This is a genomic window from Aeromonas sp. ASNIH4 (genome assembly GCF_002934425.1).
Lineage (GTDB): Bacteria > Pseudomonadota > Gammaproteobacteria > Enterobacterales > Aeromonadaceae > Aeromonas > Aeromonas hydrophila.
Genome location: NZ_CP026217.1, coordinates 3,064,810 through 3,085,811, shown reverse-complemented (window position 1 = coordinate 3,085,811; position 21,002 = coordinate 3,064,810). Strand labels below are relative to the sequence as shown.

Annotated in this window: 27 protein-coding genes, 1 other RNA gene and 1 pseudogene; 9 read left to right on the top strand and 20 right to left on the bottom strand. The window is 53.6% G+C overall.

The genetic code is table 11. From position 1 onward, the window contains the following. The first annotated feature begins 13 nt into the window (after positions 1 to 13). Positions 14 to 223 carry a hypothetical protein gene (locus C2U40_RS14170; protein ID WP_043133631.1) on the top strand — a complete coding sequence of 70 codons (210 nt, stop codon included), beginning with the start codon at positions 14 to 16 and terminating at the stop codon, positions 221 to 223. On the opposite strand, the pseudogene C2U40_RS14165 reads toward C2U40_RS14170, so the two are convergent. The 10 genes and pseudogenes from C2U40_RS14165 to C2U40_RS14120 all read right to left on the bottom strand — a co-directional run. After that, a pseudogene (locus tag C2U40_RS14165) lies at positions 224 to 475 on the bottom strand (transposase); the annotation flags it as partial. 121 nt (positions 476 to 596) lie between these two features. Then, positions 597 to 932, bottom strand: a complete 336-nt coding sequence (locus tag C2U40_RS14160) for a hypothetical protein (RefSeq protein ID WP_171269275.1) — start codon at positions 930 to 932, stop codon at positions 597 to 599. Positions 933 to 956: 24 nt separating this feature from the next. Next, positions 957 to 1,148, bottom strand: a complete 192-nt coding sequence (locus tag C2U40_RS14155) for a hypothetical protein (protein ID WP_043133630.1) — start codon at positions 1,146 to 1,148, stop codon at positions 957 to 959. Then, on the bottom strand, positions 1,145 to 1,642 hold the full coding sequence (gene radC / locus C2U40_RS14150; RefSeq protein ID WP_043133628.1) for a RadC family protein: 498 nt from the start codon (positions 1,640 to 1,642) through the stop codon (positions 1,145 to 1,147). Before radC ends, C2U40_RS14155 begins: the two co-directional genes overlap by 4 nt. A gap of 111 nt (positions 1,643 to 1,753) precedes the next feature. Next, positions 1,754 to 2,011, bottom strand: coding sequence for a hypothetical protein (locus C2U40_RS14145; protein ID WP_103828958.1), 258 nt, complete (start codon positions 2,009 to 2,011; stop codon positions 1,754 to 1,756). Continuing rightward, the gene (locus tag C2U40_RS14140; RefSeq protein WP_043133624.1) at positions 2,004 to 2,414 is read right to left on the bottom strand and encodes a hypothetical protein; all 411 of its coding nucleotides are present in this window, start codon (positions 2,412 to 2,414) and stop codon (positions 2,004 to 2,006) included. Before C2U40_RS14140 ends, C2U40_RS14145 begins: the two co-directional genes overlap by 8 nt. Before the next feature lie 9 nt (positions 2,415 to 2,423). After that, a complete protein-coding gene (locus tag C2U40_RS14135) occupies positions 2,424 to 2,849 on the bottom strand; it encodes a DUF2787 domain-containing protein (RefSeq protein WP_043133637.1) in 426 nt (141 codons plus the stop codon). A gap of 26 nt (positions 2,850 to 2,875) precedes the next feature. After that, positions 2,876 to 3,352 (bottom strand): lecithin retinol acyltransferase family protein, encoded by a 477-nt coding sequence (locus C2U40_RS14130; protein WP_050504458.1) that lies wholly within the window; start codon positions 3,350 to 3,352, stop codon positions 2,876 to 2,878. Between the two features lie 280 nt (positions 3,353 to 3,632). Next, on the bottom strand, positions 3,633 to 4,421 hold the full coding sequence (locus C2U40_RS14125; RefSeq protein ID WP_053288702.1) for a hypothetical protein: 789 nt from the start codon (positions 4,419 to 4,421) through the stop codon (positions 3,633 to 3,635). A gap of 10 nt (positions 4,422 to 4,431) precedes the next feature. Then, complete coding sequence (locus tag C2U40_RS14120) at positions 4,432 to 4,752, bottom strand: hypothetical protein (RefSeq protein WP_043133795.1); 321 nt, start codon at positions 4,750 to 4,752, stop codon at positions 4,432 to 4,434. A 220-nt stretch (positions 4,753 to 4,972) separates the two neighbouring features. On the opposite strand from C2U40_RS14120, the gene C2U40_RS14115 reads away from it, so the two are divergent. Continuing rightward, the gene (locus tag C2U40_RS14115; RefSeq protein ID WP_043133797.1) at positions 4,973 to 5,323 is read left to right on the top strand and encodes a helix-turn-helix domain-containing protein; all 351 of its coding nucleotides are present in this window, start codon (positions 4,973 to 4,975) and stop codon (positions 5,321 to 5,323) included. On the opposite strand, the gene C2U40_RS14110 is transcribed toward C2U40_RS14115, so the two are convergent. The 4 genes from C2U40_RS14110 to C2U40_RS26110 all read right to left on the bottom strand — a co-directional run bounded on the left by C2U40_RS14110 (position 5,324) and on the right by C2U40_RS26110 (position 10,252). Continuing rightward, positions 5,324 to 6,316, bottom strand: a complete 993-nt coding sequence (locus C2U40_RS14110) for a recombination directionality factor (protein ID WP_043133799.1) — start codon at positions 6,314 to 6,316, stop codon at positions 5,324 to 5,326. Further along, a complete protein-coding gene (locus C2U40_RS14105) occupies positions 6,313 to 7,302 on the bottom strand; it encodes a YqaJ viral recombinase family nuclease (protein WP_103828959.1) in 990 nt (329 codons plus the stop codon). The genes C2U40_RS14110 and C2U40_RS14105 overlap by 4 nt, the downstream gene beginning before the upstream one ends. 94 nt (positions 7,303 to 7,396) lie before the next feature. Beyond that, complete coding sequence (locus C2U40_RS14100; protein ID WP_103828960.1) at positions 7,397 to 8,347, bottom strand: DUF932 domain-containing protein; 951 nt, start codon at positions 8,345 to 8,347, stop codon at positions 7,397 to 7,399. A 138-nt stretch (positions 8,348 to 8,485) separates the two neighbouring features. After that, positions 8,486 to 10,252 (bottom strand): hypothetical protein, encoded by a 1,767-nt coding sequence (locus tag C2U40_RS26110; RefSeq protein WP_146054380.1) that lies wholly within the window; start codon positions 10,250 to 10,252, stop codon positions 8,486 to 8,488. 92 nt (positions 10,253 to 10,344) lie between these two features. Between C2U40_RS26110 and C2U40_RS14095 the strand changes: the two genes are divergently transcribed. The 4 genes from C2U40_RS14095 to C2U40_RS26105 all read left to right on the top strand — a co-directional run bounded on the left by C2U40_RS14095 (position 10,345) and on the right by C2U40_RS26105 (position 13,749). Beyond that, positions 10,345 to 10,590 carry a helix-turn-helix transcriptional regulator gene (locus C2U40_RS14095; protein ID WP_103828920.1) on the top strand — a complete coding sequence of 82 codons (246 nt, stop codon included), beginning with the start codon at positions 10,345 to 10,347 and terminating at the stop codon, positions 10,588 to 10,590. Next, positions 10,587 to 12,062: a YfjI family protein gene (locus C2U40_RS14090; RefSeq protein WP_103828919.1), complete on the top strand. Its 1,476-nt coding sequence runs from the start codon at positions 10,587 to 10,589 to the stop codon at positions 12,060 to 12,062. Before C2U40_RS14095 ends, C2U40_RS14090 begins: the two co-directional genes overlap by 4 nt. 345 nt (positions 12,063 to 12,407) lie before the next feature. Next, a complete protein-coding gene (locus C2U40_RS14085) occupies positions 12,408 to 13,088 on the top strand; it encodes an inovirus Gp2 family protein (protein WP_103828918.1) in 681 nt (226 codons plus the stop codon). 10 nt (positions 13,089 to 13,098) lie between these two features. After that, on the top strand, positions 13,099 to 13,749 hold the full coding sequence (locus tag C2U40_RS26105; protein WP_146054381.1) for a hypothetical protein: 651 nt from the start codon (positions 13,099 to 13,101) through the stop codon (positions 13,747 to 13,749). A gap of 175 nt (positions 13,750 to 13,924) precedes the next feature. On the opposite strand, the gene C2U40_RS14080 is transcribed toward C2U40_RS26105, so the two are convergent. The 3 genes from C2U40_RS14080 to smpB form a co-directional block, all read right to left on the bottom strand. Further along, a complete protein-coding gene (locus C2U40_RS14080; RefSeq protein ID WP_103828917.1) occupies positions 13,925 to 15,163 on the bottom strand; it encodes an integrase domain-containing protein in 1,239 nt (412 codons plus the stop codon). A 164-nt stretch (positions 15,164 to 15,327) separates the two neighbouring features. Next, positions 15,328 to 15,687, bottom strand: a transfer-messenger RNA (tmRNA) gene (ssrA, locus tag C2U40_RS14075). Between the two features lie 179 nt (positions 15,688 to 15,866). Further along, positions 15,867 to 16,355: an SsrA-binding protein SmpB gene (gene smpB / locus C2U40_RS14070; RefSeq protein WP_011705343.1), complete on the bottom strand. Its 489-nt coding sequence runs from the start codon at positions 16,353 to 16,355 to the stop codon at positions 15,867 to 15,869. Positions 16,356 to 16,524: 169 nt separating this feature from the next. On the opposite strand from smpB, the gene C2U40_RS14065 reads away from it, so the two are divergent. Further along, positions 16,525 to 16,959 carry an SRPBCC family protein gene (locus C2U40_RS14065; protein WP_011705344.1) on the top strand — a complete coding sequence of 145 codons (435 nt, stop codon included), beginning with the start codon at positions 16,525 to 16,527 and terminating at the stop codon, positions 16,957 to 16,959. Further along, a complete protein-coding gene (locus C2U40_RS14060; protein WP_024943861.1) occupies positions 16,952 to 17,299 on the top strand; it encodes an RnfH family protein in 348 nt (115 codons plus the stop codon). The genes C2U40_RS14065 and C2U40_RS14060 overlap by 8 nt, the downstream gene beginning before the upstream one ends. 127 nt (positions 17,300 to 17,426) lie before the next feature. On the opposite strand, the gene C2U40_RS14055 is transcribed toward C2U40_RS14060, so the two are convergent. From C2U40_RS14055 to yiaY, 3 genes are all read right to left on the bottom strand, one after another. Continuing rightward, on the bottom strand, positions 17,427 to 18,062 hold the full coding sequence (locus tag C2U40_RS14055; protein WP_103828916.1) for an NAD(P)H-binding protein: 636 nt from the start codon (positions 18,060 to 18,062) through the stop codon (positions 17,427 to 17,429). A 125-nt stretch (positions 18,063 to 18,187) separates the two neighbouring features. Continuing rightward, positions 18,188 to 18,526: an outer membrane protein assembly factor BamE gene (locus C2U40_RS14050; RefSeq protein WP_011705347.1), complete on the bottom strand. Its 339-nt coding sequence runs from the start codon at positions 18,524 to 18,526 to the stop codon at positions 18,188 to 18,190. Between the two features lie 135 nt (positions 18,527 to 18,661). Further along, the gene (yiaY, locus tag C2U40_RS14045; protein WP_103828915.1) at positions 18,662 to 19,813 is read right to left on the bottom strand and encodes an L-threonine dehydrogenase; all 1,152 of its coding nucleotides are present in this window, start codon (positions 19,811 to 19,813) and stop codon (positions 18,662 to 18,664) included. A 392-nt stretch (positions 19,814 to 20,205) separates the two neighbouring features. On the opposite strand from yiaY, the gene udp reads away from it, so the two are divergent. Next, on the top strand, positions 20,206 to 20,961 hold the full coding sequence (gene udp, locus C2U40_RS14040) for a uridine phosphorylase (protein WP_011705364.1): 756 nt from the start codon (positions 20,206 to 20,208) through the stop codon (positions 20,959 to 20,961). The last annotated feature ends 41 nt before the right edge of the window (positions 20,962 to 21,002 follow it).

Below are 21,002 nucleotides of genomic sequence, written 5' to 3'. Positions count from 1 at the left end.
GTTAGAGGAATGTATGAGCCAGATGGAAATAATGAAATACGCTGAAAAAATGACTAACGCGATTAATTGTCTGCGGAAAGACGGGCATCACATCCCTGCAATTATTCTCATGCACATCACAATTGATCATTTTGCTTGGGCTTCAATATCTACAGAGAAATCAACTCCAAAGGATTTTCAGGATTGGGTTACGAAGTACATGCTGTCTAAAAACCCTACCTGATTACCCATGACCCTCAGCCAGCTTCAAGAGCCGATATGGCATCGGCGGGCTTGCCACGACTGCATGCCCCAATTCAACAAACATACTCTTGAGGTCAAAACGATGATTAAACCGGAAGCAGTATTCAGCAAGATGCCTTGGTAAATGCTTCGCTCCGAGCGTATGGCAACTGCCCCGCAGCGAGTTTTTCACATTTCCTATCATCGTGTTTACCCAGTTGAATGCCGGATGATCCAGCCAGTCCAGGTTGCCCCGGTGACAGTCGGGATATCCGGATCATGGTGTTGGCGCTGATGATCCGGGTTTGGGGATGCTGGCGTTATTGGGTGGAAACGTGATCGGCATGCATGTTATTCGGCGATCGGTATACATGTTATTGCTGTGCCTGCGCTGCGTCTGGGTGAGCGGCATCGAACAGGATGGCGTAGAGCGCACAATCAATGCCGTTAACGGCATCGTGGTGCGGGTAATAGGGCGGTGCGTCTCGGGATCGTTCGAAGTAGTCGCCAAAGCAGCTGAGACAGTCGCGTATCTCGATGGTGGAGCCTTGCAAGGTCTCTTCAAACTGCTTGGCATAACTCCGGTCATCACTAGCCTTGGCGATGGCCTTCTCCAGCAACGTCAGCGCATCTTCGTTGCTGACGGCTGTCAGGCCATGGCGCAGCTTCTCGAGGGTTTCCTCAAGGGAATAGGGATTGGGTAATCGCATGGCGTTTATTCCTTCTTGGCGTGACTAATGGCGTAGCTGGTGGAGCAGTGTGTCAATGGCCTCGATGCAGTCGGCTTGGGTGAGCAAATAACCGTTGGGGAGGTGAGCCACGATGGCGGGCTCAGCCTGCATCTGAACGTTATCTTCAAGCCAGCAGCGCAGCTCGAGGAGGATGTCGAGGGCGGTGAGGTGTGTTTTGTCTGGAGTAAGGCTCATAGCAGACCTCGCTCGGCCAGTGATACGACGCCTTCCGCCCCGACCACCAGATGATCCAGGGTGCGGATATCGACTAACGCCAACGCGCGCTGCAATCTGTGGGTGATGTCGATATCTGCCCGGCTGGGTTCCGGGTATCCCGACGGGTGGTTGTGGACCAGCATCAGCGCGGCGGCATTGTGATGCAAAGCTCGCTTGACCACATCGCGGGGGTAGACGGTTGCAGCGGACAGGGTGCCAAGGAACAGCTCTTCATAGGCCAAGATCCGATGCTGGTTATCAAGGAACAGTGCAGCAAACACTTCGCGATCTCGTGTTTGCAGCAGTCCTTGCAGGGCTTGATGGGCCAAGTGTTTATCGGTAATAGCTTCTCCCTTGGCCAGTTTCTGCCGGGCAACAGCTTGGGCGATGGTGAGCAGGTCATCGTCGGTGACAAGGTCAGTCACCCGGTAGGTGCCGGGGATCTCCCCGGCGGTGAGTTTTTGATGCAACATGATTAGGCTCCATACGCCATCGCCCCACCGCGTTGGAGGCGGCAGGGTCGGCGAGGTGTTTGGTTAATAGGTTACTCAATGGGATGTAACAACAGGATTGGCTGGCGGCGTTCAGGCCGCCAAGGTGTGCGGGGTGTAGTCGTGCAGTGGAATGTGGTAACTGGTCGCGATCAGGTTGCCTAAGTGGGCTAGCCAGCGGCGATCCGGGTGATCGCACAGCCATTGCGCCAGTGCATCGCCCCGTTCGTTTTCATAGCGCAGATAGAGGGCATAACCGTCCACCGCCTGGCCTTGGTCATGCACCACTTCAATCTGACCATCGTGTTCAAGATAAGCCTCCAGCTCGATAGCGATCATGGTATTAATCATCCTTATTCTCCTGTTGCTCAATGGGGTCACTCTCTACCCGATAGCCGCGGTGGATGCAGATGCGCTGCAGGTCAGTCAGGAAGCTTGCAAGCACGCGAGGCTGATCGGTGAGTGAGACTGGCCCTGCTTGGCAACGCCAGAAACAACTGCGCTTGGGGTCAATGCAGATCTCATCCCTCGGCTGGCTCATGGTGTGCCAGTCCTCAGCATTGGTGAGGGAGAGCAGTTGCCACTGCACGCCAGACCAACGGACCTGCAGGGTGACTGTGCGGATGTGTGGACTATCCGGGGTCAGGTGTAGCAGCCAAAGCTGACCACTGCGAGTGGGGGTTAGCTTGGCGCTTGTGGCGACTCGTCCCAGCCATTGGCGTGAGTAGTGGGAGAGCGCTAATTCTTGGCTCATCGTGTCCTCCTAATCCCCTGCGACCGTGATGCTGAAACATTCCAACCGACAGTAGGCAATGAAGTTGCTTTGCCAGATATCGAACAACTCCCGCGCTTCGGCCAGTCGCAGTGGCCCCCAGCCCAACATGATGTGTTCCCCATCGAGGAAGTTGAAATCGAGCTCCTTGCAGAGCTCAGCATCTTGGCCCTGCCCCTGGTAGCTGAAGTCGGTGACGTAATCGAACAGCCAGCCATCGAGCCCACGGATCAGGCGGATCTCGACCGGGTGCACGCCGCCTTGCTCGGCACTGTAGCCGGGGTTGCGAAAGTTGAAGGTCAGTTGGGTTAAGCGTTCGATATTGAGCTCGGTTTTAGCGACTTCCTGGTTGAGCAGAATCAGCAATGCTTGGTCAACGGGCAGGGCAAAGCCGTCCCGGAAAAAGGGAATGGTCATGGAGTTCTCCGAATAAAGGGTTGGGACTAGCGCAGTCGCCAGGGTATTAGCCAGGTTGTCAGCTTGTTCGTCAGCGGTGTGAGTAGTGCGGGGAACGTAGGCACGGTGGTGCGGATCGGCGGCAGGGGCGTTTGTGCAAGCGTGATGGCTAGCAAGACGGTACTCCACGCCTGGTCTACCTGCTCACTGTGGTGCACACCCTGGATACACCAGGTCACGAAGTGCTCGCAGTTGTTGAACTGCAGGTTGTAGGCCCGCTCTCCCAGCCGTTGATGCGCTCGCGCCAGACTTTCGCTGGGGCTGTAGTAACGGTGGCTGTATTCACGCAGGTAACAGTCGCCATTGCCTGTAAATATCTCCAACGATGAGACAATAATCCGCCCTGTCACTGGGCCTTCACTCGAGAAAGGACCGGTATAGTGGATGACTTGGTTATTGCCCGCGTAGAGGCCGTGATGGTCGTAGCCCCATCGGCTTACGACCAGATGGTCACCAGGTTGCATGTCTACTCCTTTTAGAAAACAAAAAGCCCGGTACGAGACCCAATGCTGTTCACTTAAGAGAATTTGAGTTCCAGTCCACGTAGTATCAGGACAAAAAGCGAGGGAGGCATGATGCCTCCCTCTTTCTATTGCAAGCCTCGCTGGATAAAGGCTGGAGGAAGAGCGACTGGACACAGCCTTGTCCCCCCAACTCAAATCTAATTTATGAATAATCAGTCAATAAAGTGCTTATCTGAACAGCATTGCGGTACGAGACCGGGCATAGCGAAGTGGAGTGGGCTCACTCGAAGGTGTAACCGGCATCTCCCCGGTCGGTATGAATAACCACCTCCAATACTCGGCACAGCGGTGTTGACTTGAGGGTGAACCGAGCTTGCTGTCCAAAGTTCATCGCAACAGGGAACACTTGCTTGATGTACTCTGGTTTTAACCGGTCTTTACTGGCGAGACAGGTGCTCCATTTCACACGACCGCTGACACAATCATCACTCGGCACTTCCCGAACCAGCTGACACTGGCCACGGTTGATGGTGATGTCTTTAATCGTGACAGGGTCATTACGAGACACAATCTGCAGTACGCCCTGTTGTGCGCGCAGTTCAAAGTTCAAGGGGGCGGCGGCTGGCTCAGGCTCTGGAGCCGGAAAGGCACAACCAAAGGCCGCGTCCGTAGCGGCAGTTAGCGTCTCTTGTACACCCGCGACCGGCAGCTCAACGGTGCGGCCATCCTGGGTGATGGCTTGCAGCGACTTGGCTGAGCGCAGCGCGGCCCACATGTCATAGAACGCCTTACTGTCATTCCCTGCCACCATGCCGGATAGCGGGGGATAGGTATGGCCATCGATGCGTAGCCAAACGGTTTCAGTCGGTGCTTGGCCTGCTTGGTTGAGTTCGATGCGGCTAAGCTGGCCCATCCGGCACGATAGATAGAGATAGGTCGCGTCATCGACCGTTGCTGAGTACTCCGTTACCCCCTGACCCCAGCCATCGTTCCAGCGGCCATGGTCTCCAAACGCCAGCACGGCGGGCGTTAGCAGCAAGCCCAGTAGAGCTATTATCCATTGATGCATCCCACACTCCTTACACGGCATAGCCGAGGATATTGTTCATAAAGCCCTGAAAGGCGAAAAAGCCAATCAGTGCCCCGATGGCCTGCGGCCCCATAAGCCAAAACACTTTGGCCTTGAAGGTCTCGACTGCGCCGCTGGTCGAGATCCAGTCCGGGTGGGTAAAGCGGCGAAACCACTCCCCGATACACATGCCAACACCGGTAAAAAGCGTGCCGAACACGAAGGTGGCGGTCAGCCCCCAAAATCCAAGCCAGGGAGCTTTGCCGGTCCAGGCGATGTTGATGGTCAGGGCCAGAAAAAGCAGGCCCGCGATAGCAAAGTAACGTTTCATGATGTCTCCTTATGGATAAAAATGACTTTTCATTTCCCGTTGTCATGCGGTGGTTGCACAGCGGGAAATGAGGGTTGTGGAGTATTGGGTGATGGATTTCCTTTCGTTCTGAAATTCCCTGCCAAAGCACCAATGTCAACCTGATCGGTTGATCCTCACCCTTCAGGGTTCTTCATGTCAATGGGTCTATATCCAACCATAGAGGTTGGTTGGAGGACTTATGACAGATATCAACTTTGAGCAGTTAGCCAAGAACGTGGGCAAGGCTATTGGGCGTCAGCGTAACCAGGCCGGGTTTACCCAGGAGCAGGTGGCTGAACACCTCAATATCGGGATGGAGGCCGTCTCTCGAATGGAGCGGGGAATTGTGGTGCCGACCGTGGTGCGGCTGGCGGAGCTCGCTCAACTGTTTGGTTGTGAGCTAGCCGACTTTCTGCGTGAGACCAGTAACCGCCCGACCGAGCAGGGCATTGTGCTGAGCCAGCAATTGGCCCGGCTTGATGATGCCGACCGAACCCTGTTGCTGGAAACAGTGGAGCGGTTGGTAGATCGGTTGGCTCGTCCCCGCTGATCACCCGCCAGTTACTGGAGGAGGGGATGGGGTCCCTTTTCCCAATTTGTTGGTGAGCGGACTCCTTCTTGGTTGCGGCCTCTGTGACGTTTTGGTTGCTTGGCTTTGCGGTGCGTTAAGCGAGGTAGTCGCCACTGCATCAGCGTTACCATTCGCTGTCTCGTCGCTGTTAGCTTCGGGATAGAACTCCTCCAGCAGCATCGGCACCTCTTCATCGATATCCTCAAACTGGCCGTTACGCAGCAACTCGCGCGCGGCCTGCTCCATCTGGTCGATGGCGAGTCCCGCCTCTTGGTCACGCTGGGCGGCCTCGTGTGCCTGTCTGATTGCCTCGGTCAGGTTGGTCTCTTCCCGCAAGGTCAAATCCACGTAGTAGACCGGTGTGCGGTAGGACTGGGTGGTGCTTTTGGCTCGCAACCGCAGGGTGAGCGGCAAATAACGGGTGTGACCACCGCTCACGGCCTCCAGGTATTTCAGTCGAGCCGACAGAGTGCGCACCGAGTTGTAGCCGGTGGTTCGGAAGATAAAGCTGCCCAGCTCATCCCCTTGCCCCTCCACAAACAGGTTCAGTCGCCCGTACAGCTTGCAGCCCTGTTGCCCGGCAAAGGCGCAGCGCTCTGGTCCAGAGCAGCTGACCTCCTCCATGCCTTGTCCCCCCACACGTCTTGCCACCTCCCCATTCCCGACACAGAGCGGCCTGCCGGTTTGTCGGTCAAACGCGCTGTATTCCGCCCGCAGATTCAGGTCGCTATCGTTGAACAGCACCCGCACCGGAATGGCGCGGATCTTGGTCTGCTCCTGTCCTTGGCCACTCTTTTGCGATGAGTAGTGTTGGTGCAGGGGATGGAGCAACCATCCCCCCTTTTGTTGTACCTGGGTGGTGAGGGTGAAGCTGTCGTCCTTCTCCGGCACCCACTTATCCTGTTTTTGCACCAGCTTGCCGATACAGATCCGTCCGATCACGGGCGGAGTAATCGCCAGTCCTTTGATCATGGTGTTTGCCTCAAGGGTTGAATGGTGAAACGGCGCACGCCGGGCACCGGTTTGACGTAACGGGTGAGCAAGTCGGGATGATCCTGCCCGAGCTTTTCGAGATCCGGTGCCAGCCGGTCTTTGCTGCGCTTCCAGGTGATCTTGCCATCGGCAAACAGCCCGGCTGTCGCTTCACCCAAGGTCGCTTGCAGCCGCTGTTTGAGTTGAGACTCTTGTTGCTCGACAGCTTCCTTTTGCTGACGCAAGCGCAGTAGCTCCCCAAACAGCTGGTTGAACTCGGAAGAATCGGAGAGATCCACCGTCTGGCCATCGTCACGGGGGAAGAGCCAGCTCAGAGCATTGGCAGCATCACTGGAGCCGTCAGGTTCAGGCTGCTGATCTTGTTGCACCATCTGCCAGAACTGCGCTTCCCGCTCGGTGAGATCCTGGATCTTCTCCTCATCGCGCTCGATGCGGTAAATCCGAAAATCCTGGCCGCCGATCAGCACTGCCACTTCGGCCCAGGCATGGCCGGTGACGGCCAGTTGATGCAGCACCTGGCACTGGTAGGCGACAGGCACACCTTCCTCCCACTGGGGGGCGCTGTGATAGCTGGCGGTTTTGATCTCCAGAATGCCCGGCCCATCGGGATGGCCGACTACCTCTCGATCGAGGTTGGCGAGCATGAAGGGATGCACGGGGTGTTGCAGCACCGCATTGACCCGGCGCACCTTGTAGCCAGTGCGTTTGGCGTAGACCTGCGCCAAGACCGGCTCCAGCTCAATGCCCCACAGTACAGCTTCCTTGTGGGAGATATCCTCCGGCTCCTTGCGACCGGTCTTTTCCAGCCACAGGCTGAGCGGACATTTGTAGGGGGATAGCCCCACTGCCACGGCGGCATCGGAGGAGCCAATGCCGAGTTTGCGGATAGCGAGCCACTGCTCGCGGGTTAATTGGGTAGTGGAGGCCAGCCGCAGGGCTTGGCCGTATTTGGCTTTTGCTTTCATGACTATTCCTTGTTGACGGCATAAATGGCTACGCCCGGATTGGCTTACGCCAGTCCGGGTGAGGTCGTTATGCAGTTGGAAGAGGGAAGAGGAACTACTGCAGCAGGGTGAGTGCTTGGTTCAGGGCTTGGGTTTTGAGTTGGGCGCCCTGACCAAACCAGGCGGAATCGAGGCGATGGTCCTGGCTGCGAGCACGGCGATGGTGATCCACGTATTCGGTGACTGCATTGACCAGCCCCCAGGCGGTATGGCGGGAGCTGGCAAGCTCTGAGCCCATACCCGCGCCCTGATAGAGCTCATGCAGCCGTTGTACCGGCTTGGTGAGAATGATGCTCTCCTCATCCAGCGGTTGCGCCAGCAAGTCGCTGAAAAAGCGCAGCGCCTCTTCAGGGGCGACTGGCCGCTGTGCCAGTGCCTTGGTCTGTGCCTTGAACTCATCCCAATGAGAGAGCCCGAGCCCAAGCGACTCTTTGACTGTTGCTGCATCGAACTGAGTGGAGTGGGGCACCTTGATGGCGCCGGAAGCACCGCGCAGTGCCATCTGCAGGGTGTTGTTGCAGACCACTCGCAGCGAGGTGAACTGCGCCGTGGTGCAGAGCGTGCCGTCGCAACTGGTCGCCAGCAGCAGATAGGACTTTACCAAGTCATTGCCTTTGAGTTTTAGGTCCTGGCCTGTCTTAGCCAGTGCCCACAGCTTGCGGCCGCCTTTGAGCGAGCCTGCCGTTTCCAGCTCAAAGCCACCGGCTTCCACCAAGTCTTGATAGAAGTGCAGCACCTCGTGAGGTTGTACTACGTTGTAGCGGCTTGAGACCACCGACAGGGGGGCAAGGGTATCGGAGCGATAAAGCACCTTGCTGTCGCTGTAGGGGCGAATATGCAACGCATCGGAGGCGACGTTAAACATCACGTCGCTCTGCTTGATGGTCCAATCCATCCCGGCTGCCTGCAGCCAGATATCGAGGGATTGTTGTGGGGGCAAGACATTACCAAGGCCATGCCAAGGGGTTTGGCCGGTGTAGGCCATGGTGTCAATTAGGTGCGCCATTAATATCTCCTGAGTTGGATGGACATATATCCCAGTGTGTCAGGAAGTAATATAGATTTGAAAGAATGACGAAATGGCATTGTGAAAATAGCTATTCCTGCTACTAGTAGCAGGAATAGCAGCGTTGGCGTATAGGCACTAGTTTAATGCTCTACAACGAGACTCCTCTTCGAACAGTGTGGGATTTAATGTTTTAAGCAAGGTTAATCTATACTGCGTATCACTAAGCATTTTTGAGGTGCATGGGTGGTCGGTATCTGAAATATGTAAATAAGCTCGCAACCCCAAGCACTCCCTTACGCAATTGTACAAAGTAGAGCTAGGCAGGTAAGTGATAAGTGGTTTTTCCTTTTCAGCTTTGGTTAGGATGTTGTGAATCGATGGTTCTATATTTTCTCCTGTCAAACAATCAAGTTTTTTGTCGATTTTAGAAAGGGCATATTCTACCTGGCACCATGTGTCTAAGATCGCCTGTTGGGGGCGTTCTTCTGATATACATAAGCGTTTACATACCAAATCATTGTAATATCTAATGCTGCGAAGAATTGAATGCGAGTAATGATGTGTGATGAAAGACTCATAGTGCAACTGTAGTAGGAAACTATCATCAATACGAGCATCAGCATAAAGTGACTGCGAGTTGATTATGTTTTGTACTAACGATGTGAACCGCCCATTTTTAATTTCACTTGGTGTAAGTTTGATTGCTAATGCAATTTGTAACATGGATGCATGAAATGGTAATGAACCTACGGTGTCATTATATATGGTTGTAATATTATCCGCCAATAGTTGGCTAGCTTTTTCAAGTTCATTGTTCTTAATTAAATGTAGTGTATGGAATATTGCCGCGTATGGTTTCAAATAGCCAAGCTTAGCATCTGTCATAGCTTGGTTGATAAATTTTTCAGCCTTTTCCTGAGTTTTTATCGGTAGAGAATTAAAATCAGGTTCATTGAGTAGGTAAAATAATGATTGGATACTCTGGTTATGATATTTGTTTTTGACAGCGGGTAATTCCTTAACTGCGAAACACCACAGTTTCTCAATATGTTCTTTAGCCTCATGGGACAGCGCTAAGCCTAATGTATTTTTAGCATAAATGTAGGTCGTTATCATACCGCTGAGTGATTTTATCCGGACATCAAGAAGATGAATGAATTTATCTGATGCTTCTTGATAGTGGCGAGCGAGATACTGACCTAGCCCAGTTTTATTATCGAAGTATATTGCTGCGATACAGGCCGAGTATGCATCTTGCAAAATAATCAATTGGTTCAAACATTTGTTTCGTATTTTCACATCGCGAATTGAATTGCACTCTATTGTAGCGCTCTGTATATATCCCCTGATTGTTGCTCTACGTTGGTTTCGGCCCGGCTTTATATTTCCTATTAAGTTTGTCAATTCACCCAGATATACTTTGCATTCGGGGATGTCGATAATGTCAAGCAGCATTCTACGTGCTGCATGTGCTAACCCATGTTCATTTGTTCTTTTTAATAGGTCATCTAGGTGTCTCACAAAAGGCGAGTGTTCTCTGAACTCCATCATTAGCTCGATGCAGCTAACAAGAATAGGGCAAAGAATATGCTTGGTATATTGATGATATATTTTTTCTTTAGCTATCGGCGAAATAACAGTTTTAGATAGAACCACAGTGGTAGCTGCTTCACTGAAATCAAGTAATCCATTTACCAAGACTGAAACAGCCGGTGTTTGATCACATAAGGCTTGGATCAGTCTGTCTTGGAGTGTCTCAATGTAGATGCTCTGCTTCTGGTCGTAACTACGCATTTCATTCAATCTTGAGCTGCGATCTTTCGTATCGTAAAGGTCTAGTGCCCAAAGCAGATGGCTTAGGACATGGTGATGACCGATAGTTTCAGCTTGTTTTATTGACATTGCTGTCTTGCCTCCGCAAATTTGCCGACCAATTCAGGCTGTGGTTTTTATACCTTAGTTGTGTCTTCAACACACATGACAGAGGTCACAAGATGCAGGATAAAATCCAAGGCGTCATACCTACCCCTCCTGCCAACTGGTCAGGGCGGGTAATCCGAATGAAAGAGTTGGTAGCGTTGATCGGTCTTAGCCGCTCGACGATTTACGATCGTCTTAACCCTAAGTCGAGGCGCTATGACAAGCATTTCCCGAAGCCACTTCAGTTAGGCGAGAACAGTATTGGTTGGTTTGAACACCAGATTTACTCCTGGTGCCAACAACAGGTTAAGGGGGAATGATGAGGCGGCCTCCAAAGACATATTCGCTTACTGATGGCTTTCCAATAGGTGTATTGCCTGCGCAACTACGTGAAGTGGTTCTGTCCGTACACGAAGATACGCAAGCACCAGTAAGTTTGATCTTTGCTTCGGTCTTGAGTGCAATGAGCTTAGGATGCCAAGATCTCGTCGATATCACTCGACCTGATGGGAAACGACATCCCATCAATTTATATCTGCTGACACTTGCTGATTCTGGTGAGCGGAAGAGTACAGTCGATAGCATTATTATGGCCTCAATACATCGCTATCAGGTAAAGCTATCTGCCAGTTACAACCAAGAGATGGCTGATTATCAAATAGCGAGTCAACTCTGGGAAACTGAATATGCGGCTACAAATGGGTTATGGAAGACTTCCCTGAAAAATGGAGGTGCAGAAGCGGCCCAACGAAAGACAGAGGTTGCATTGTTGTTGCAAATGCGCCCTGTAAAACCGATTCGTATTGAATGGCTTGTTAATGATGCAACTCCTGCTGCAGTGAAGTCGCGATTAGTTGAACAAGGTACATTAGGGCTTTTTTCAGATGAGGGAGGTAGTATGCTGAAAAGCAGCCTGTTATCAGACACCTCATTTTTGAACTCATTATGGAGTGCAAGTGATATATTAGTAGAACGAAAGACGACTGAACCCCAACGGATCAGTGATACGAGAGTTACATTGGCATTGATGGTTCAACCAAAACTATTTGATGCTTTTTTAGAAAAGCATGGTGAAAAAACCAGAGGTTCTGGATTTTTAGCCAGATGTTTGTTTTCAAAACCTAAATCTACTCAGGGACAGCGTTTGGCGAATAGTATTCCTTATAAGGCTTACTGCGGAAGCCCATTACAGGAATTTTTTGATAATCGATTGCAGACATTGCTAGAGACAACGCTAGCACGCAGGCGAACTAATACAGCACGTCAAGTAGTTCAATTATCTCCAGAGGCAAAAGTGTTATGGTTTCGAGAATACAACAATTTAGAACAAAGAATAAACCAAGGGCAGGATCTGTACCCTTATCGTGATGTTGTATCTAAATTGATGGAACAGATGCTAAGGATATCAGCTGTTATCACTTTTTTTAATCATGATTCTCTGGAGGTTAATGAGCAGGTGTTGAGTGCAGCGATACAGCTTGGCAGATGGTATTTGTATCAGTTTATCAACCTAACCAATACAAGTGGTGCAGTGACGAAAGAAGAAGAGGATGCAAACGCCATATATACATGGTTAGAGCAGCGACTTGATTTTTTTCGTATGCCAGGCGTAAGAAAAAACCATGTGCGTCAATATGGTCCTAATTGTGCTAGAAGCAAAGTTCGATTAGACCAAGCTGTTGAAACTCTAGCGAGACAAGGACGCCTTGTTGTTATTCATGGGCGTACAACTTACCTGCGAAATTATACTAATGACCCACATAATATTGCGGGTAATGGTGCCTCGCTATAATGCATGAAAAGTGACATTAGATAACTTTAGAGTAAATTGTTTTTAGTCTTAAGAGGCATGTATAGTAATTTTCGAGTCGCAGTGAAACTATTTCCCATGATTTACTAAGAGTAATGAAGTGGTTGATGTCCGGTATATGTATTATACACATTGACACATGCCAATAATTAAAATTTGTCATTGTAGATAGCTGCCATCTTTTATGTAAAAAGCAAAGAGGTACATAACGAATTTAAATATCACACCATCCATTAATTGGATGAGTGAAATGCAACGGCCACTTCTGAATCATCTATAAATTGCACATGCATTTGGGTCAACTATGCCTGATCAAAAGGAGGCGAGATGAATTCATCATTGGGCTACCAGCTTAGCCCAGAGGAGCTTTATAAGCTGCTTGCTGAAGCTGAGCTGCGTTATGGGGGTGTTTCACCCTATTACTTAACCAAGTTAACACAGGTCATTACAAACTGCTTGGATATATATCCCCGTGTGTTTGCCGTGCGTGTGGACTTGCGTTTACCACAAACTAATTGGCCGGAGGAGCCTGACATACCACTGTGCTTTCCTCGGCAAGACCCAGCGGTAATTACACGTTTCTTTGCATCACTGAAAAGCCAATTACTGGCGGACCATGCCCGTAAGGGAAGGCGAGGACAACCAGCCTTCCCTGCATATATCTGGGTGCGCGAGCAGGACTCTAGTGCCAACCCGCATTACCACTTGGTGCTGCTTTTTAATAAAGACATTTATGCGTACTTGGGAGATTACCGTAACGCCGAGGCCGACAACATGGCCCTTAGGATACAGCGTGCTTGGTGTCGTGCCCTTGGGCTTACCTACCCGGACTATGCGTCTTTAGTGCATTTTCCAACGAACCCAGCATACGTATTTGACCGCCGTGCTGCGATGGTACATTCCCCAGCGTATCGCGAGTTCTTATTGCGAGTTGCGTATTTAGCGAAGACCCGAACCAAGGTGTCAGGTCAGCGTAATTTTGGTTGTAGTCAACTCTTTGTAAAGTAGGGAGAGCAAGATGACGGAAATTAACAAGAGTGAAGTAGTAGGCGAAAACGTGCAGCCAGAGTGTGAACAGTATGTGCATACACCTACAGTTTGTGGTTATTCGGCGCATTATGATCTAAAGCCTGTCCTGACGAAGGAGCTTCTAAGGCAATTGTGGTGGGGGGCGACTGACCCTGTATCGACGCGTTATGCGGTTAGTTTGGAAATCTATTTCGGTGCCCGGCATTTTAATGATGTTTGCATTGCGTCAGAGTGGTTAGCCACCTCTCTGGCATCGAGTACTGAGACTCGAGCTTTATTTAAAGAGTTGGAATGTGTGGTCTGCCGTGTGAGTCGCTCTCACGACATGACGTTGGTGCGCATGGTCTTCTTATTCAGTGACTGTAAACAAGCGACAAGGCCTGAGTGGTTTGCCTATCGAGTGGCAGAATACTGGCGTGAGTGCATCTTGCGGCGCTTTCGTTTCTGCAAAGAAGTAGAACGACTTCCAATGGAACCAGGCTTGGGGCGTGTGGCATACCACTGTATAGACCAAGAGGAGACTGCGCTAACCGTGTTCGAATGGCTAATGAGTGGGCACCGGCTTTACGGTGATAACGCTACACAGGCGGAGTATTTCTGCGGTCGTCACATTAAAAGGCAGGAGGCGGGATCTTTATAGGTTCTTGTCGCAGGAGAGAGCCAAGGCTCTCCCCTGTATCTAATGTTGTATCAGGCAAACCTCAACGAGTAGTGATCACATCCAACAGGATCATCTGATACTTGTTTTTGTGGGGCCCAAAGGAGTCTTGGTGTCTTCTGCTTTATTGATAATCAGTTTGGGGCCAGTAAATAACTTAACCAGCCATTGTTGGTGGTATCCATGTCAGCGCTGAGCCGATCTTGGATGCGGCATCTATATGCTCTGACCACCAGACCATCATTTCTCTGCGACGTTCCAGATAATCCGTGCGGTTATAGGCGCTACGGACCTCGTCCTTGTCAGAATGTGACAAGGCGGACTCGATAACGTCTCGATCAAATCCTCTCTCGTTAAGGGTTGTGCTGCCCAAGGCTCGCAGGCCATGAGCGACCAAGGTCCCTTCATATCCCATTCGTTTTAAGGCCGCATTGGCTGTTTGCTCGTTGGTGTGCGTTTTAGGGTTACGGATACCAGGGAAGATAAATTCACGATGGCCGCTGATCGGTCGCATGAGTTCCAGATAGGCAAGGGTCTGTGGTGTTAATGGCACATCATGACCTCTGCGCTTCTTCATTCTCTCTGGTGGGATCCGCCAGAGTTTCTTTTCCATATCGATCTCTGCCCACCGGGCTCCGGCTGCTTCGCTGGGGCGAGCCAAGGTATGCAGGCTCCATTCGATAAGGCAGCGGGTCTGCAAATTGATACTGGCTTTCGATAGCCGATTCATCAGTTCCGGCAGCTGGTTTGGATTAATGCTGGGCATGTGCTGTTTGGCTGGACGTTGAAATACCTTGCTGATCCCCGAGCAAGGGTTGGCATCGATCAGACCAGAGTTGACGGCAAAGGTCATGATCTCGTTCACCCGCTGGGTGAGACGACGCACAGTTTCGAGTTTTCCAGCAGCGGCGATGGGTTCGATGATCTTGATGGCTCTCTGCGCTTTTATCTCCATCACGGGCACAGTGCCAATTTCGGGGAAGAGGTACATTTCGAGCGAACGCCAGAGATCCTCAGCATATGCTGGGGTGACGGAAGGACGCTTAACATCAAGCCAGCGCTTGGCGACGGCTTCAAAGGTGTGCTCGCTCAGCGATAACGCAGCGGATACCTGCTCGTCACGATGGTGTTGGGGATCGATGTTTTGTTGCAGCAACGTTTTGGCTTCGGAGCGCTTCTCTCTCGCGTCAGCCAATGACATCGTAGGGTATGAGCCGAAGCTGATCATGTTTCTCTGTTTAGTGAGAGGGCGGTAGTAACGAAGGCGCCACAACTTGGAACCATTGGGCTTGATGACGAGCTCCAGGCCCGCGCCGTCGCAGAGGGTGTATTCCTTCTCCTTGGGCTTGGCTGCTTTGATCTCGGTTGGGGACAAGGGGCGGGTGATACGAGGCATAGGCATACGCTCCTGAAGGTATACAGAACCATATACCTAACGATATGCCTAAAAGGGCTGGATGGCAACGCATCCCATTGGACAGCGTAAGACAACAAAAAACCCGCAAAGCCTTACGCTCTGCGGGTTTCTTGGACTTCGTTGGTCACTGTTGGACCGGTATTTGGTGGAGCTGGGGGGATTTGAACCCCCGTCCAAAATTACTACATCCTTGGCACTACATGCTTAGTCACTCTTTACATTCGCCAACCCGCTGCGGAGAGACACGCCACGAATTGACTAGCTCGATTGGTTTTAATGCTTCCGCCCCGAGCAGGACTTCCACACGATCCTGTGAAGGATGACCTTCCGATTCCCTAGGACACAGGCAAGCTAGGGTAGAAGGGCTCAGCGCAGGTTATTAAGCTGCGAGTGCGTAGTTTTCGTCGTTTGCGACTATTTTTTTGCGGTTTATTAACGAGGCCTACCGCACCTCGGCATGCACCTTGGGTTTCGTGAATCTTGTCGAATCCAGAATCAGCCCCAAGTTGTTAAGAGCGATTGTACGCAAAAATCCTGTCATGGCAAGGCGTTGATGGTCATTCCCGCAGGGAGCCGCTTCGTTTGCCGATTTATTGTGCGCTCGCCTGGCGGGGGCGGGTAAGCGGCGGGCCGGAAAAGAAAAAGTCCGGGCAGGAGCCCGGACCTTGCAGCATCAAGCGGATTAACCGCGGTGCTTGTTCTTCATGATGCGCGCTTTTTCCCGATCCCATTCGCGGGCCTTGGTGTCTTCACGCTTGTCGTGCTCTTTCTTGCCTTTCACCAGGCCGATCTCGACCTTGACCCAGCACTGTTTCCAGTAGAGGGCGAGGGGAACGACGGTGTAGCCCTGGCGGGCGATCAGGCTCTCGAGCTTGTCGAGTTCACGACGGCTCAGCAGCAGTTTGCGGGTCCGGGTCGGGTCGCACACCACATGGCTGGAGGCTGCTTGCAGTGGCAGGAAGCTGGAGCCGAACAGGTAAGCCTCACCATCGCGGAAGATGACATAGGCTTCGCTGATGTTGGCCTTGCCCGCCCGCAGAGATTTGACTTCCCACCCTTGCAGGGACAGACCCGCCTCGATCTTCTCTTCGATGAAGTATTCGTGGCGCGCGCTTCTGTTGAGTGCAATGGTGTTGGACCCGGCTTTGTTTTTACTGTTTTTTTTGCTCATGACGGGCGATTTCCGGCAATGACTGGGAGGAGGGCATTATACGTGGGCAAGGGCGGCTGTAAAACGCGCAGCGGGTCAACTGATGGCTTTATGAGCAGTTTGACCGAGGTTTTACCTCCACAAGATGAAACATGATGATAAAATCGCGGCGATTGGATGAGGAAAAGCCATGCCCCGTATTACTCGCAGTGCCCTGGTGATGTTCAGCGCCGAACAGATGTTCAGGCTGGTCAATGATGTTCACGCTTATCCGGAGTTCCTGCCCGGTTGTGTCGGCAGCCGTGTCCACGAAACCGGCGATGACTATATGACTGCCTCGGTCGATGTGGCCAAGGCCGGGATTGCCAAGACCTTTACCACCCGCAATCTGCTCGATGCCAACCGGCAGATCAAGATGGAGCTGGTGGAGGGGCCCTTCAGCAAGCTGGCGGGCTGGTGGACCTTCACGCCGCTGGACGTGGATGCCTGCAAGGTGGAGTTTGATCTCGACTTCGAGTTCACCTCCAAACTCATCGAGCTGGCCTTCGGCCAGATCTTCCGCGATCTGGTGAGCTCCATGGTGCTCGCTTTCTCCAACCGCGCCAAGGTGGTGTACGGTGCCTGATCAACTCAACATCGAAGTGGTCTACGCCCTGCCCGAACGGCAGACGGTGCTGCGCCTGCGGGTGCCTGCACAAACCTCGGTGCTGGCCGCCCTCGAGCAATCCGGCATAGTGCAAAAACACCCCGAGATCGATCTGGCGGTCAACAAGTTCGGCATCTACAGCCGACCGGTCAAGGGCTCCGAGTTGCTGCAAGATGGCGATCGCATCGAGATCTACCGTCCGCTCATCGCCGATCCCAAGGAGATGCGCAAGAAGCGCGCGGAAAAGGCCAAGGAAGAGGGACGTGCCGACGTGGTCACGGGTGGCCGTCCCAATGCCAATCGCAAACAGTCTGACTAAATACCTGCATTGGCAGGCAGGATACTTCGTATAAAAAGTGTCAGCACTGGCACGACACCGCATATAAAAAAGGCGCCTTGGCGCCTTTTTTGATCCCGTCATCCACCTGCCAAGTCGAGGCGCTTGGCTACAGCTGGAGCAGTCGCTCGTTCTCGACCACTTCGCAGCCGGCGGGCTGACGGGAGAGGGAGATCATGGCGCGGGCCACCTGGCCGGCCTCGATGGCGCGCCAGCGGCGCAACCTGCCAACCAGGAGCGGCTTCAGCAACGGGTAGATGGCTTGGAAAAACTGCTCCGAGCGGCGTGGCGGCTGGCGATCTCCCAGCAACATGGCGGGGCGCACGATGGCGAGTCGCGGCCAGGATTGGGTCAGCAATGCCTGCTCCATCTCCCCCTTGGTGCGCGGATAAAGGGCAGGGGAGTGCGGGTTGGCTCCCAGGCTCGAGACCACCACCAGCCGCTGGCAGCCGTGGTGGCGGGCCAGTTCGGCAAAGGCCAGCACATAGTCTAGATCGACCCGGCGAAAGGCCTCGGCCGAGCCAGCTTCCTTGCGGGTGGTGCCAAGGCAGCAGAAGGCGAGATCCACCGGTTCGGGCAGATTCACCTCGGCCAGCATATCGAAATTGACCGGCAGCCAGTGGTGGGCGGGTTGCGGCTGCCCGGGCTTGCGACAGAGCAGGGTTAGCTCGTGCTCTGCTGGCAGTTGTCGTACCAGCTCGCGGCCGATGAGGCCGCTGGCTCCGGCGATCAGGATCCGGCTCATGCTGCTCTCCCTGTGTGATGAAATTGACGCCCGCAATCCGCTGAGGCGGGACTCTCTGCCAGCGGGTCGTCCGTGGCTGGCTGCGCTAAAACAAAACCGGCGCGAGGCCGGTTTTGTGGATGGGATCAGAGCGGGGTATGGAAGGCCGCTGGCAGCGGGAAGTCGCCGGTGACCGTGGCCAATCTGTCGTTGGCAAAGGTCAGGGTGAGTTCCTTGCGCTCTTTCTCGCCGCGCCCCGGCTGGAATTCATAGAGGTAATACCAAGTGTTCGGGTCAAAGCCATCGCGCAGCATGGCGGAACCCAGCACGAACTCGACCTGCTCGCGGGTCATGCCCTGGCGCAGTTTGTCGACCTGTTTTTGTTCCACATAGTTGCCCTGAGGAATATCGATGCGATAGACCAGGCTGCAACCAGACAGGGTGAGGGCGGTCAGGGCCGCGGCAATCAGGTGTTTCATCCGCATATCGAGTTCAGATCATCCATTCAAGTCTTTTTAAGCTCGGCAAATCATACCGGCTCCCTCTACGGAAGTAAAAAGCCATTGATCCATCAGCCAATAAAAAGGGCCGCCATGCGACCCTTTCTGCCGATTGCGCCCTTACATGGCGGCGCGGAAGATGGCGACGATCTCGGCGTGGCTCGCCTGTTTCGGGTTGGTGAAGCCGCAGGCATCTTTCAGGGCGTTCTCGGCCAGCAGGTTGAAATCGTCGGCCTTGACGCCCAGCTGCTCCAGCCCGGCCGGGATCTTGACATCGCGAGCCAGCTGCTGGATGGCGGCAATGGCGGCGGCGGCCCCTTGCTCGTCATTCATGGCGCTCACGTCCACCCCCATATGACGGGCTACATCCTTGAGCCGGCCGGCGCACACCTGGGCGTTATAGGCCTGTACGTGGGGCAGCAGCACGGCGTTGCACACCCCGTGCGGCAGGTCGTAGAAGCCGCCCAGCTGGTGGGCCATGGCGTGCACGTAGCCGAGGCTTGCGTTGTTGAAGGCCATGCCGGCCAGGAACTGGGCGTAGGCCATCTGCTCGCGGGCGTGCAGATCGTCGCCCTGATTGACCGCGGTGCGCAGGTGTTTGGCGATGAGCTGGATGGCCATGATGGCGTTGGCATCGGTCACCGGGGTGGCGATGGTGGAGACATACGCCTCGATGGAGTGGGTCAGCGCATCCATGCCGGTAGCGGCGGTGAGGCCGGCGGGTTTCGCCAGCATCAGCTCGGGGTCGTTGACCGACATCAGCGGGGTGACGTGCTTGTCGACGATGGCCATCTTCACGTGGCGGGCCTCGTCGGTGATGATGCAAAAGCGGGTCATCTCGGAAGCGGTGCCGGCGGTGGTGTTGATGGCGATGAGCGGCAACTGCGGCTTGGCGGAGCGATCCACCCCTTCATAATCCTTGATGCTGCCACCGTTGGCGGCCACCAGGGCGATGCCCTTGGCGCAGTCGTGAGGCGAGCCGCCGCCCAATGAGATGACGCAGTCGCAGCCATTGGCCTTGAGCATGGCCAGGCCCGCTTCCACGTTGGTCATGGTCGGGTTGGGCTTGGTCTCGTCGAAAACTGCGCTTTCAATGCCATGTTCTGCCAGCAGGCCGGCGACCTTGGCGACCACGCCGATCTGGTTGAGGATCTTGTCGGTGACGATCAGCGCCTTGCGATGGCCATAACCCTTGATATCGGCTGCCGCCTCTTGCAGACAGCCTGCTCCCATCAGGTTGATTGCGGGAATGTAGAACTTGAATGTCGCCATGATGGACTCCGTTTTATTAGCCATTAAGTGGTATGCGGGCGCCAACATAACATCGTCAGAGGGGATGAAAAGGGGTCAATGGTATCTGCTTTGCAACTTTATGGACTCGATCACGTACCGGAAACATGGGTCGCGACAGGGATTGACAAGGGCCCTTGCCCGTTCGCGGGAAGAAAAACGTTTTTCAATTAATTCATCAGGTTAGCAAACGTTTTGCGCCGAATTTGTCACTGTCAATGCAAGGAAGTGTGAGATGCTTCAAGGAATTGGAAAGCGCTTTCGACCATAGTTGGCGCCTCCCCGACGAGGGGAGTGAAGGCTTGAAAGTACCATAAAGAATCATCTTAACTTGCGCCCTGACCATGCTGGTGGGGAGCAACCAGGAGTCCACTATGTCTGATGTATTTCACTTGGGTTTGAAGAAAGCGGATCTGCAAGGCGCCACCCTGGCGATCGTCCCTGGTGATCCCGAGCGCGTGAAGCGCATCGCAGAGCTGTTGGATAACCCGGTGCACCTGGCCAGCCATCGTGAATTCACTACCTGGCGCGGCGAGATGGACGGCAAGGCCGTGATCATCTGCTCCACCGGTATCGGCGGCCCGTCCACTTCCATCGCGGTGGAAGAGCTGGCTCAGCTGGGCATCCGTACCTTCCTGCGCATCGGCACCACCGGCGCCATCCAGCCGCACCTGAACGTGGGCGACGTGATCGTCACTACCGGTTCCGTGCGCCTCGACGGTGCCAGCCTGCACTTCGCGCCGATGGAATTCCCGGCCGTGGCCGACTTCGACTGCACCACCGCGCTGGTCAACACCGCCAAAGAGCTGGGTTCCAAGCTGCACATCGGTGTGACTGCCTCCTCCGATACCTTCTACCCGGGTCAGGAGCGTTACGACACCGTATCCGGCCGCGTCGTGAGCCGTTTCCAGGGTTCCATGAAAGAGTGGCAAGCCATGGGCGTGCTGAACTACGAGATGGAATCTGCCACCCTGCTGACCATGTGCACCAGCCAGGGCCTGCGCGCCGGTATGGTGGCTGGCGTCATCGTCAACCGTACCCAGCAGGAAATTCCGAACGCCGAGACCATGGCGAAAACCGAATCTGATGCCATCAAGATCGTGCTGGGCGCTGCCCGCAAGCTGATCTGATAGCACCACACCGAGTGGGGGGTGGGGGCCGTTGCGAAAGC